Below are 12532 nucleotides of genomic sequence, written 5' to 3'. Positions count from 1 at the left end.
CCACTGACACCGTTCATGTCCTGATAGTTGCTTCCAGCGTAACCACCGTAATCTGCAGCGCAAACAATGCCTGCAGATGCAATAATGCAAAAGATTGCAAGTAAAGTTAATAATTTTTTATTGAGATTCATAAGTATCACCTTTCCAATGTGTTTGACTGATGTTGCTTTTGAAATATTTCATTTCAAGGCACAAGTAACTATATGAAAACGGCCATATATAAAGTTTTTCGAATGTAAGTGCCCACTTGCATCTTAAAAAACAAAATAAACCAATATTATTGAGACAAATAAAAAATAAAAGAATTTAAAGAATTAATTTTTAATTTTGATTTATGAAATTGATTTTTCTTTTGAAATATTAAAACATTAAATATCTCATAAATGATAAAAATGCACTATTAAATTTTTTAGAAAAATTTATTATTTAATAATTAAATAATAATTAATAGTAATTATGCGAATTATCGCATGATTTAATCGATAAAGAAAATATAATAATTTTTCTGTTGAATAAAATAACTTAGGGGTTATATGAATTTTAATGGGCTGGATTTAAATAGGGAAGACTGGATTTGTTTAGTTATAGTTATTGTATTTTCATTTTTATGCACATTAAAGATGATGTTATTTACCATGTCAGGGTGCATGTTGGATCCGGATATTGCTATTTATTTGCTTAGCGGTCTTAAATATGCGGGATTGGATTTCTTTAATGTGGCTTATCCTGAAGATCTGTTTTATACTCCTGTGATTTCATTTTTGACATCCTTATTTTTTAGAATGGGGTACGTTGATAAAAATGCAATTATTATTGTAACTGCCATTTTTAGTTTCATGGGATTTGTTGGATTATATTGTTTATTGAAGAATAGATTTAATTCATTATTGAGCTTAACCGGGGTTATCATATTCGGCAGTTTTTCAATAGTAATATTCAATATCTCTAAAGGAATGGTTGATATTCCCCTTGTTTCAATTTCTATTTGGGTGTTGATATTTGCAATAATGGCAATTGATAAAAATCCCAAATATTTCCTCATTACATTTCCCTTATTGGCAATAGCCTTTTTTACAAAATATACGGCCGGATTTTTATTGCCTCTGATTTTACTTTATTATTGCATGAAAAGGAATGTGGTTGATAAGTTTGACTGCTTGATATCTGATAGAACGTTATTTAAACAGGAATTTAAAGGTTATTTATCTTCCAAGGAATTGAAATACATTATACTGTCATTATTGCTTTGTTTGATTTTAGCTGCAATAATTTGCAAAACATTAATTTTGGATTTTGGAGGTTCCCTAACCTTTTTCGGCCAATCAATCGAAACATTCAATGGCCATAGCTATTCAGGCATTGACTTCAACAGTGATAAGTTTTATTATATTGTCATGCTTCGAAACATGCTTTATGGGCCCCGGGAGATAGGCATAGTTGTGGAAGCGCTTTTATATGTAATTGGATTGGGATTGTTAATAAAGGGCATAAGGAATTTTTCCGTCTTCAAGTCCGAAAGAAGACAATTCAAAACAAAATATCTGGAAAAAATATTAATCATTTTCAGTGTTTTTTTGATATTCGTGTCATTATTTAGTTTTAATGATGTTTCAAATCATATGGTTTCAAACATTTGCCTGCTTGTCGCATTGACATTTATTTATTCAATTTTACAGAAATTTGAGTTTGATGATAAGTTGCTGTCCCTTGATTTGTTATTTTTAGCATATTTCTTGATAAACTTCATTTTCGTATCATTGTATGCCATCAAGGCGGAAAGGTATGGCTTGACCTTCATTCCAGCTTTGGTTTACTTTATGATTTGGGGATTGGAAGAAATTGTTGAAAGCATTAATGTTGATAAGCTATCAAGGTTTAAACTCAATAAAACTATTCCAATTATTCTAATAGTAATCTTTTTAATTTCAACTGCAAGTTTCATGGCTCCAATCGAATATGAACGCACAAACGATGTTGTTTACGCCTTGAATTATATGGGCTTTAAGGGAGATTTGGTTGATGCATGTGACTTTATCATTAATAATGATTCTGATTATCACAACGAATCCTTTGCTTCGTATTATCATCACTCCAGAATCATACGTTGGCATTTGAATGTTAATCTAACGATTTTGGATGAAGGAGATCCTAATTTAGCAGATTTCAATAATACTACATATATAATTCTAAATGATGATGTGAATTTAAAAAATTATCACATAATTAAAAATTGTGGTGATTTTAATGTTTACCATCGTAATTAGTCAAAAAGCAATTTAAAAAAAGAAATGGTGAAAGAATTATTAAATTCTTTCCTTTTGAATCTAGAAGTATCTTTCTAAGATTCCTTCTAAGATTTTGTAGTGACGACCTTCATCTTTGGAACTTTCTCTGAAGAAATCAGCAGCAGTTTCAATACCAGCTTCTTGAGCTTTTTCGGAAGCTTCTCTTTTTTCTGCGTTAGCCATTTTTTCTCCGCCCATCATCCATTCGATGTTTGCTTTGAGGTCATCTTTAATGATTCCATTCATTTCACAGAATCTTGCTGCATGTTCAGCTTCTTCCCATGCTAATCTTTTGAATACTTCAGCTAATTCTCCGTAACCAGCTCTGGAAGCTTGTCTTGACATAGCTAAGTAGATACCTACTTCGTTAGTTTCACCTTCGAAGTTTCCTGCAACAAATTTTTCTACAGGAGTTCCTTTAGTAATTCCGATTTCATGTTCATATTTTACCATAAACTTGATCTCCTTTTCATTTAATTAATTTCATATTATTTGCTTTACATTTAATATAAGTTTATAATTCCTTGCATGCTTTGGCTAATGCAACACCTAATTCATAGCTTGCTTCTTCCTCTTCGGCATTTGGCACAAAAGTGATTTCTTGTGTGTCTATTACATCGAATCCGCAGGTTCCTAATTCTTCAGCGAGTTTTGCAGGTGATCCTCCTCTTCCACCCATTGAACCGAATGTAACCGCTTTTCTTTCGATGCCTGTTCTGTTGAAGAGCAGTCCTTTCAGGTAGTACATAATGTCCCCGATACTTGGGTATGGAACATCGTTGATGGTAGGGTCTCCGACTGCGATTCCCTTACTGGTCAATATACTTTTAACGATTTCGGACCTTTCATCTTCGTGCAAGAAGAAGATTTCCACATCATAGCCTTCAGACATTGCACCTTCAGCAATTTCGTGAGCCATCTGTTGGGTTGAGTAGTGCATGGTATCGTAGATGATTGTGATTTTGTCTTCACATACACCGGTTGCCCAGTTTTGGTAAGCTCCAATGACTTGCATAGGGTCAGTCCAGATTTGACCGTGTGATGGTGCAATCATTTTGATTTGATCAAGTAAACCTAATTCAACCACTTCGTTCAATTTTTTAAGCACTAATTTTGATAGTGGTGTAATCAAGTTTGCATAGAATTTTTGAGCCGCATCCATCAGTATGTTTTCTGGGATTTCATCTGAGAATCTTTTTGTGAAACATAAGTGCTGACCGAAAGCATCGTTAGGGAATAAGATTCCGGTTTCATCCGCAAGCAATGTAAACATGCTGTCAGGCCAGTGCAATAGGAATGCATCAAGGAACGCTAAGGTTCTTCCGCCAACATCTAAACTGTCACCGGTTCCAACAGTTATAAATTCCGCACCTTCAAGTGCAGGGTAATGCTTTAAAAGGCCATTAACAGCGATTTTGGTACAGTAAATTGGTGCTTCAGGGAATCTTTTGTGTAAATCCACTAAAACTCCAGAGTGGTCTTTTTCAACGTGGTTTTGGATAATGTAGTCAACTTTCACTTCTCTTCCCTCTTGGGCGAAAGCGTCATCGATACGTGCCATCATCTCTTTTGTTTTTCCAGGATAGGCATTATCAATGATTGCTACTTCGTCTTCACCGAATACAATGTATGCATTGTAGGTGGTTCCATCTAAGGTGTAACCATGGTAGGTTCTTAAGTCCCAGTCGAGTACACCAATCCAGTATACTCCATCAGCTATTTTTTGTGCATTAGCTTTCATTTTAAAATCTCCATAAAGTAAATTCATTCATATGAATTTATTATTATTTTATAGTCATTATTATATATAGTTTTGTTTTATACGAAATGTTCGTATTTTTATAGGTTAATTCAAAGATTATGTGTTCTGAAGAATTGATAATTTAAATCCTCGAAAGCCAATATGTAAATATTTCTGAAATTTTTTCATCAAAACAAATGGTCTTATCTTTGTTTTCAGGTATTGCTTGTGATGAGCTTCTATTTAACCTAATTAATGTGGTGTTTGGATTGTCATATGTCATCTGTTCAAATGGATATCTTATTATCGAAGGTGTGTTAAAGCCAACGCCCAGCTCTAAAAATACAGTGTTTTTGTCTTCATCAACATGTTTCAGATATCTGGAATAATTGTTATACATTTCCATCCATTTCTCATCTTCAACAAATGTATTGTCGACTCTTAGATTCAAAACCATTTCCTTTCCACAGACCGGACACTTCGGTATTAAATCAGAGGGGATTCTACAATCGGCAATGTTTTTAATAGCTTTGAAGACAAAATCTCTATTTGAATATAGTTTTTCATGGCATGGTTCGCTGCATTGGAAAAGGCCATAGTCTCCCTGGGTTGCAAAAATCCTATAGTCTTCAAAACCATTTATCCAAAATTGATGTTCTACATTAGTCGTTAGGATGAAATAGTCCTTATTTCTAACCAGTTCCAATAATTGTTCATATAATTCGGTTTTGCCAACGGAGTATCTGTTCATGTAAACATGACGGGACCAGTAGGCCCATTTTTCCTCTGAAGTTTTGAATGGATAAAATCCGGAAGAATACATGTCAGTCAAGCCGTATTTCTCAATGAAATCCTTGAAATTATCTTCAAAACGTTTTCCTGAATATTCAATGCCTGCAGCTGCAGAAAATCCGGCACCTGCACCAACAAGAATATAATCTGCATAATCAATGGCGTCATATGCCTTGTCTAATCTTTTAACGAAATGTTCCATATTTTTCTCCTAAAACAATAAATCCTTATATGTTGTATAGCTGTCATCTGAAAACACGTCAAAAATCACATGCTTTAAACTGGTTTCATTTGAATCCAAATATTCTTTAACAGTATCAATAGCTATTTTGGCCGCCAAATCTCGTGGAAAATTAAACACTCCAGTTGAAATGCCGCAAAATGCCAGTGATTCCAGATTATTTTCACTTGCAATTTCCAAACAAGACCTATAGCAATTTTTTAATGCTTCACAATCGCTTTTTGATGGTTTTGAGCCATAAGGGATTGCAGGACCAACCGTATGGATTACATATTTTGAAGGCAGATTATAAGCGTTTGTAATCTTGGCTTTGCCCACTTCTTCGTCGTGTCCCTGCAGCTGCATCATGCTGTTGCATTCGTCTCTGAGTTGCACTCCCGCTGCTGAATGTATCATGTTGTCAATGCAATTGTGAAGGGGAATAAAACAACCCAATAATTTTGAATTTGCCGCATTAACAATTCCATCAACTTTCAAAGTTACAATATCTCCTTGCCAAAGCAGGATTTTGCCGTTGACATCCTTTATATCCTCTACCGAAGTTAAATCTTTAGCCAATGTTTCAGCAGTTAGGAAATCATCCTGAACTTTTAGAAATTTGTCTGAAATTTTTAAAGGTATTCTTACATTCATTAAAGAACGAAGCAGATCTCGTTTAGCTTTATAGTCCTGTGGAATTTCAATTGCTTCATTTCTCTCATCAATCAAATAATTAATTAGAAAATCAAGTTGTTCTTCTCTATTCATCCAATTCTCCTTAGTTGAATAATATTTTATTGTTAATCAATATCTAATGTGTCTTTAAAAATCTTTATAAATTCTTCAGATTCGGCATCTGTTGCGGAATCATCTTTTTTTAAAGTGAATATGGCCAGTTCATAAAGAATTCTATTCATTTTTCTTCCTTCTTCAGTCAAGGAATATTCTGTTATTTTGGAGTCATCCAAATTGGTTTTTGAAATCAATCCATTTGATTCCAAATCCTTTAAACATTCGGTTAAAACCTTATTGCTCAAATTAGGTTTATCTTTCTTGAATTCTTTGAATCTTTTTTTGCCGAAGAACAAATCCCTGATGATTAGAAGATGCCATTTTCCGCTAATGATTTTTAAGGTTTCGTTTACCGGACAGTATTTGCTTTCGAATTTAGCCATGGTATCACTTTTACATTTTGATATGAATTTATCTATTGGCGATTATTAATAAAATTTTAGTTACATAAAAGTAACTAAACACTCTAATCAATTGTTAGTAACTTTAAAGTAACAAAAAGCTTATATTAGCTATAAAACCTATTTATAATTAATGCTAAATAAAATAAAGCGATTTAGTATTAATAAATAATGGTGATATAAATGGAAGAAGTAATAAAATTCTTAACTGAAAACCCTCAGCAATATCTCGCAACTACAGGACTTGACGGAAACGCAAAAGTAAGGCCTATACTCTTCTACTTTGCAGAAGATAACAAACCATACTTCTGTACCAGCAACCTAAAGCCAATGTATAAGGAATTGGATGTAAACCCTAACTTTGAAATGACTGCAGCCACTCCGGAATTCCAATGGCTCAGAATTGCTGGAAAAGTCGAATTCATCGATGATTTGGAAATCAAGCAAAAGGTGATTGATGCCAATAATCTTGTAAAGTCATTATATGAATCTGGAGACAATCCAATATTTGAAGTATTTACCATTAAGGAAGGCAAAGCAACTATCGCCGACTTTTCCGGAGAGCCTCCAAAAGTTTTTGAAATTTAAATTCTGTTAACATTAATGTTAACACATTTCTTTTTTTAACATCAACATCACATGTTAATTTTTAAAACTTCTTGATGTAGGTTTTTTTTAACTCTTATTTTCAATATTCTAGCTATTAATGTTAATGATGATTTATTTAATCCAATTCATGGGTTAAAACAATTTTCAAAAAGTTTATAATTAATTAAAATAAATTTTTTAGTAGAGTTTTGTGGTTCAAATTGATAAGGTTGCGAACTATATCATACGTTTTATACGAAATGTTCGTATTTTTATAGGATTTCTTTATATAAAATAAAGAGTTTTTAGTGATGAAAAATCGATAAGTATCGGAACTTTTTCATGTGTTTCATATGAACCCTTTTGTGGATTTTTGGAGTATAATGTAATCGAAATTATAAGTGTTTTTCAACCAAATCCAGCAATAATTCACTGGCTGTTGCATAGCCTCCCATTTGTGCGTGCATCTGGGAACCTGAATCCTCATCAAACAGTAAATACTCCTTTTCGCAATCAAGCATGTCATAAAATACCTTTGCTTCGCCTTGAGTCATCTCGGAAGTTCCATCCATCACGATTGTCATGCAGTCCAAATCATCAATGATGTCTGTATTGTCGAATTTTCTAAGTTCGTCGCATATTGTATCGGCTGTTGCGCCATGTTTGTAAATGTAGTCTTCAAGCATGAAGTCCAGTTGTGCAGGACGAATCCTTTTCGGCATTTTCTCAATCACTGCCAATCGCTCAGCAAATGCTCCTCCCCAGTTAATGTTGCCAGGATCTACAATGCACATACTGACACGTTCATCATTAATGGCAGCACGCGGAACCAGAAATCCCCCAAAGCTGATGCCGAACAATATTATGTTGTCTTCATCAATACAGTCATAATTCTTCAGACAATAATCGATGATTGGAGTTATCACGTTTTCTATATCATGCCTGAATGTTATTCCATTCATTCTTAAGGCAAATCCCTGTCCTGGACCATCATAAACAAGACAGTGGATTCCTCTTTTTAGGGCCTGTCTGTATATCCATGCGGTGTCTTCCGCAAATGTGTCACGGCCGGGAGTCAATATCATCAATGGAGCCTTATCACCTGCAGCTGGAGACTTATAGAAATGTGCTGGCATGAATGTATTTTCATAAGGCAGTTCCACATATGTTGCGTCAATGTCTGAAACTTCCAGATATTTATGATAGCAGTCTAGGCTATTTTGAGAGTATTCGGCTAAACGCTCATCATCTGTTGAGTTGAAATACATCAGGGAAACTCTCCAGTATGTTGATGCTCTAAGATATGCGCTTTCTTTTGTTGCATTGCTGTTTGATTCATCTGCCCTTTTTTCCAAGGTTATTGCCATTTGAGACCATGCATCAATCCATTCAGTGTCTGACTTGAACTTTTCTGTAATCTCAAATACTTCTCCGATATCCGCCATCTGCAGATATGTCAATCCTAAAACATGTCTTATCAGCGCATCCTGCAGGATGTTTTCACTGAATTTCATGCTTGACCAGTGTCCTTCAACGCCTATTTTCGGCATTTTCGGTTTGAATAATTTTGCCATATTATCACCTATATATTCTTTATGAATTCACGAGCTTTCTTAAAATCCTTTTCATTGGGATGGCCTTTAGCTATTCCGCCAATTTTTTCAAAAAATCCGAATGTATCATAGCCTCTGCAGGAAAAACCACCAATAAAATCACAATTTTGTGCTTTGATAATCTTTTGGATGCCTCTTGCATAATTGATGTAGTTTATGCCACAGGTATAGACAGTAAATACTTTCTTTCCTGTCAAATCAATTTCTGAAGCTAGTTTTTCTATTCCTTTGTGAAGCTTGTGATAGTAAACTCCTGAAGCAAATCCTATTGCATCATAGCTTGAAAAGTCTGTAGCTTTGGCTTGTGATATCTTGAATAAATCCATGTCTTTTACTGTTGCCATTTCATCAATGACCTTTTTTGTATTTCCATGATGGGAAGATACGTATATTATTGCAGTTTTCATGTTGTCCACTCGCTAAATTTATTTCATATAAAATTATTGCCTATGAAACTATTTCATAGAAAACTATTTTAAAAGTATCGTATATAAATGTTACTATGTCAGAGAAAAAATTGGGATTTCTAATCGGAGACCTTTTTTATACCTATACCAACTACCTGAACAATGCATTAAAGGAAATGGACATAACCATAAGTCAGGCAAGAGTTTTGCTGGTTTTGGCTAAAAACGATGGTGTTTCAATTGACTTTTTGGCAAACAAAACAAATATAGGAAAAAGCAGCATTACCAAATCCGTAAAGATTTTAGAGAAAAAGGAATTCCTAACAAAGGAAATAGATCCTGACGATAACCGAAAAAAAATTATCAAGATAACCTCTAAAGGAAAAGAAATACAAAAATTTGCATTCAAAACAAATGAAGAAATCGAAAATAAATTAAATCTCCAAATCGGTGAAAAAGAAATGGCTGATTTAAAAATAAAATTAGAAGAGTTAATAATTTTAATTGATTCTTAATGATAATGAAATAAAATAAATTTCATATTAGAGTTTTAGTGCCGGAAATCGATAAGCATCGGAACTTTTTTATAAGTTTTATACGAATTGTTCGTATTTTTAGCGGTTTTATATTAAAAGTAAAAATGGGTAATGAGATTATTCGCTACCATATTTTTCTTTCATTTCTTCTTTTTCGGTTGCGATTTTTCCTTCCAATGTACCTATTAGGTGATCTGTTTTTTCTTTAAGGCCGGCAATATCTTCTTCAAATTCAGCCACTTCAAGATTATCCTCCAAATCATCCTGAAGATTTGTAATCAAGTCGTTTTTAGCCATTATTATTTTTAATTGTGCCCTTAAGTATATTTCCTTGAGAATACTGGATGCCTTATATAAAATAAAGTCTTCAGGTCCTTCTTCATTTTTAATTTCTATAGCAATTTCTTCTGATAACTGTTTAATTTCCAAATCAGCATCTTTAAAAGCTTTATCCACACTATCCTCTGCTGATTTGATGTGTGATTGTAGTTTTTTTTCATTTCTGGATTTTTTCCTTTCCAGTCTTTTTTCCTGGAATCTGATTTTGGCAGTGGTACCTTTCTCGTTGGCTTTTAATATTGTCTCTTCTCTTTTGATTTCGTCGGTGTCCTTAATCTCATTCACTTTATCTTGAAATGTTTTTTCATCATCAGAAGGCATTTTTTCACCTGATATTTTTTTACACTGAAATGTATGAATTTATAGTAATATGTAAATTTTTATATATAAACAAGTATTAATATTTATATGTAAATGATGAATTATATTTACAAAATTCAATATTTAATATGAAATATTGCAATATTAGTTGTTAGGGATAAAATATCTTTTCAAAAGGGACATAATATGTATTGGTTGTTTCGTTTTAGCTTATGCATATGCAACTGAAAATGAATCAACTGATAATGCTGGAATCTGTTTTGATAGGGTATTATTCAAAATTATGGGGGGATTTTATTTCTAAAACTCATTCACGATTACAGCAAAGGCAACACAGGTATAGACGACACAGGTATAGGCGACGAGCGGATAGGGCTATTAAAAAGAGTCCACCATGGAAAGAATATAATTTGCACATTACAATATTGATTTTAGTCAGTATCTCAATGGCCATTGGCGTTATAGATATTCAGATAACCGATACCATCAGTTTCTTGTTATTGCCTTTAATATACTCTTTGGTTATGGGATTAGCTCTTTATCTGGCGAAATCCATTAAATTTATAGGTCCCGAGCAAGCCAAAGTAGCTGAGGGGGTAATGGTTTTACTCATTGGTGTTTTGCTTGCCAAATTAGCCATTTCAAGTGGACAATCCATTGCAGCCATTTTTCAGGTAGGGCCTGCCTTGCTCTTGCAGCTTTTGGGTGATTTAGGAACTCTTATAGCATTGCCTGTTGCTTTGCTTTTAGGTTTTAGAAGGGAAGTTATCGGTATGGCAAGTTCCATCTGTCGTGAACCTAACCTGGGAATCATCATAGATAAATACGGTTTTAAATCTCCGGAAGCACGTGGAGTTTTAGCCATTTTTGTTATAGGATCAATCATTGGTACTCCCTTCATAAGTTTCCTGTCAAGCATATGTACTTCACTCATACCATATCATCCGTATGCCTTTGCAATGGCGTCAGGTATTGGAAGTGCAAGTATGAATGCTGCCGCATTGGTTCCATTGGTGCATTTGCACCCCGATATGGCTACTCAATTGGAAGCTTTTGCAGGATGCAGTAATATTCTTTCATTCTGTTTAGGAATTTACATGTGCATGTTTGTTTCCTTGCCTATTGCAGAAAAATTGTACGCATGGCTATCTCCAATTTTAGGTAAAGGTGAGGCACATATTGATGAAGAAAATGTTCCGGATGAAGTAAAAGAGGAGGAGGATGCTTCAGATGGGTTAAGTTCCGGTAAGCTCAAAAGATGGGGCGCATTGCTTTTTGCATTTTCAGTCATTGTAACTGTTGGAAATTACATAGGATATCACACTCCATTAATTGACACATTTATTGGAATGATGATTATTGCAATCGTTACTCTTATAGGCATGGCTCTTGAAAGGGTCTCTCCTGTCCACATTCAATCAATTATCTTTATAAGTATTATTGGTTTGCTTATAGCTATTCCCGGCATGCCAACAGCTGATTTTGTAGCCCATTATGTTTCAAATGTCGAATTGACTACAATCTGTACTGCATTCCTTGCTTATGTTGGTATTTCAATCGGTAAAGATTGGGATGAGTTTAAGAAAATCGGTTGGAGAGGAATCATTGTTGCTTTAATTGTAATAACCGGAACCTACCTAGGTTCTGCAACTATTGCAAATTTGACTTTATTTGCAACAGGAATGATTTAAGCTACCTTGCCTTTGAATGAGGCAAGGATTTTCGGACCGTTTTTTTCATATCTAGTATTCATTCACCATTAAAGATAAATCTATTTTTACCTTTTCTTTTTTATAATCAAGAAATTAATTCCTCATCAGAGTTTTAGCGCTGAAAATCAATAAGTATCTGAACTATTTCGCATGTTTTATACGAAATGTTCGTATTTGATTCTAATATTTCTGCTTATTGTATTAGTGATTTTAGTTGATAAGATTTACATTGTATACAATGTTAACTATATATACATTATCAACAAATATATAATTGGTGATATAAAAATGGAAACAAAAGCTATCAGAGTAAGTTTATTAAACCATGAAAGATTAGCAGACCTTGGTCATAAGAATGATTCCTTTAATGATATCATTTCCAAACTTTTAGATGCTTATGAAGAATATCAACAAATTAAAGATTTAATTGAAGCAGATAAAGAATTTGCAAATGGAGAAGGAGTTCACTTCTCTTCATTAAATCAGCTCGATGAATATCTAGATGATTGATATGGAAATTGAATTTAAGCGATCTGCTTTAAAACAATTAAAATATTATAAAAAGAAAAACCCAATAGTTTATAAAATAATCCGTGAACAATTAGGGGAAATAGTAGAAAACCCAGATGATGTTCGTTATAAAAAAGTAAAACGGTATCCTAAGTATAAAAGGGCTAGAAAAGGAAATTATAGGATTTGTTTTAAAGTGATTGATAATTGCATTTATATTGGACGTATTGAAGATAGGTCTAAAGCATATAATTGAAAGTTGAGGTAGTTCAAAG

The 12532-nt window shown here is 33.5% G+C and carries 14 protein-coding genes; 6 read left to right on the top strand and 8 right to left on the bottom strand.

Annotated elements, in window-relative coordinates; all coding sequences use genetic code 11:
* Positions 1–533 precede the first annotated feature (533 nt).
* A complete protein-coding gene (locus ACJMLZ_RS02270; RefSeq protein WP_405303750.1) occupies positions 534–2264 on the top strand; it encodes a glycosyltransferase family 39 protein in 1731 nt (576 codons plus the stop codon).
* A 60-nt stretch (positions 2265–2324) separates the two neighbouring features.
* Here ACJMLZ_RS02270 and ACJMLZ_RS02265 read toward each other — a convergent pair whose 3' ends face one another.
* From ACJMLZ_RS02265 to ACJMLZ_RS02245, 5 genes are all read right to left on the bottom strand, one after another.
* Positions 2325–2738: a ferritin family protein gene (locus tag ACJMLZ_RS02265; RefSeq protein ID WP_058740194.1), complete on the bottom strand. Its 414-nt coding sequence runs from the start codon at positions 2736–2738 to the stop codon at positions 2325–2327.
* Positions 2739–2799: 61 nt separating this feature from the next.
* Entirely contained in the window at positions 2800–4026 is a 1227-nt protein-coding gene (locus ACJMLZ_RS02260) for an FprA family A-type flavoprotein (RefSeq protein ID WP_405303749.1), read from the bottom strand.
* Positions 4027–4168: 142 nt separating this feature from the next.
* The gene (locus ACJMLZ_RS02255; RefSeq protein ID WP_405303748.1) at positions 4169–5020 is read right to left on the bottom strand and encodes a Sir2 silent information regulator family NAD-dependent deacetylase; all 852 of its coding nucleotides are present in this window, start codon (positions 5018–5020) and stop codon (positions 4169–4171) included.
* 9 nt (positions 5021–5029) lie between these two features.
* Entirely contained in the window at positions 5030–5806 is a 777-nt protein-coding gene (locus ACJMLZ_RS02250; protein ID WP_288266799.1) for a protein-ADP-ribose hydrolase, read from the bottom strand.
* A gap of 32 nt (positions 5807–5838) precedes the next feature.
* Positions 5839–6213 carry a winged helix-turn-helix transcriptional regulator gene (locus ACJMLZ_RS02245; RefSeq protein ID WP_405303747.1) on the bottom strand — a complete coding sequence of 125 codons (375 nt, stop codon included), beginning with the start codon at positions 6211–6213 and terminating at the stop codon, positions 5839–5841.
* 201 nt (positions 6214–6414) lie between these two features.
* On the opposite strand from ACJMLZ_RS02245, the gene ACJMLZ_RS02240 reads away from it, so the two are divergent.
* A complete protein-coding gene (locus ACJMLZ_RS02240) occupies positions 6415–6819 on the top strand; it encodes a pyridoxamine 5'-phosphate oxidase family protein (protein ID WP_405303746.1) in 405 nt (134 codons plus the stop codon).
* A 395-nt stretch (positions 6820–7214) separates the two neighbouring features.
* Here ACJMLZ_RS02240 and ACJMLZ_RS02235 read toward each other — a convergent pair whose 3' ends face one another.
* Together ACJMLZ_RS02235 and ACJMLZ_RS02230 are read right to left on the bottom strand one after the other, a co-directional pair.
* Positions 7215–8393 (bottom strand): alpha/beta hydrolase family protein, encoded by a 1179-nt coding sequence (locus tag ACJMLZ_RS02235; protein ID WP_405303745.1) that lies wholly within the window; start codon positions 8391–8393, stop codon positions 7215–7217.
* A gap of 8 nt (positions 8394–8401) precedes the next feature.
* Complete coding sequence (locus ACJMLZ_RS02230; RefSeq protein WP_296872253.1) at positions 8402–8839, bottom strand: flavodoxin family protein; 438 nt, start codon at positions 8837–8839, stop codon at positions 8402–8404.
* A 95-nt stretch (positions 8840–8934) separates the two neighbouring features.
* Here ACJMLZ_RS02230 and ACJMLZ_RS02225 point away from each other — a divergent pair, with 95 nt between their 5' ends.
* Positions 8935–9354: a MarR family winged helix-turn-helix transcriptional regulator gene (locus ACJMLZ_RS02225; protein WP_297828508.1), complete on the top strand. Its 420-nt coding sequence runs from the start codon at positions 8935–8937 to the stop codon at positions 9352–9354.
* A 138-nt stretch (positions 9355–9492) separates the two neighbouring features.
* On the opposite strand, the gene ACJMLZ_RS02220 is transcribed toward ACJMLZ_RS02225, so the two are convergent.
* Positions 9493–10035: a hypothetical protein gene (locus ACJMLZ_RS02220; RefSeq protein ID WP_405303744.1), complete on the bottom strand. Its 543-nt coding sequence runs from the start codon at positions 10033–10035 to the stop codon at positions 9493–9495.
* A 218-nt stretch (positions 10036–10253) separates the two neighbouring features.
* Between ACJMLZ_RS02220 and ACJMLZ_RS02215 the strand changes: the two genes are divergently transcribed.
* The 3 genes from ACJMLZ_RS02215 to ACJMLZ_RS02205 all read left to right on the top strand — a co-directional run bounded on the left by ACJMLZ_RS02215 (position 10254) and on the right by ACJMLZ_RS02205 (position 12513).
* Positions 10254–11726 (top strand): DUF3100 domain-containing protein, encoded by a 1473-nt coding sequence (locus ACJMLZ_RS02215; RefSeq protein WP_405303743.1) that lies wholly within the window; start codon positions 10254–10256, stop codon positions 11724–11726.
* A 309-nt stretch (positions 11727–12035) separates the two neighbouring features.
* Entirely contained in the window at positions 12036–12257 is a 222-nt protein-coding gene (locus ACJMLZ_RS02210) for a hypothetical protein (protein ID WP_405303742.1), read from the top strand.
* Positions 12250–12513, top strand: coding sequence for a type II toxin-antitoxin system RelE/ParE family toxin (locus ACJMLZ_RS02205; RefSeq protein WP_405303741.1), 264 nt, complete (start codon positions 12250–12252; stop codon positions 12511–12513). Before ACJMLZ_RS02210 ends, ACJMLZ_RS02205 begins: the two co-directional genes overlap by 8 nt.
* Positions 12514–12532: the final 19 nt, after the last annotated feature.

Source organism: Methanobrevibacter sp., from assembly GCF_045126245.1.
Lineage (GTDB): Archaea > Methanobacteriota > Methanobacteria > Methanobacteriales > Methanobacteriaceae > Methanocatella.
The sequence above is the reverse complement of the archived record's forward strand: the minus strand, read 5'-3'. Positions and strand labels throughout refer to the sequence as shown.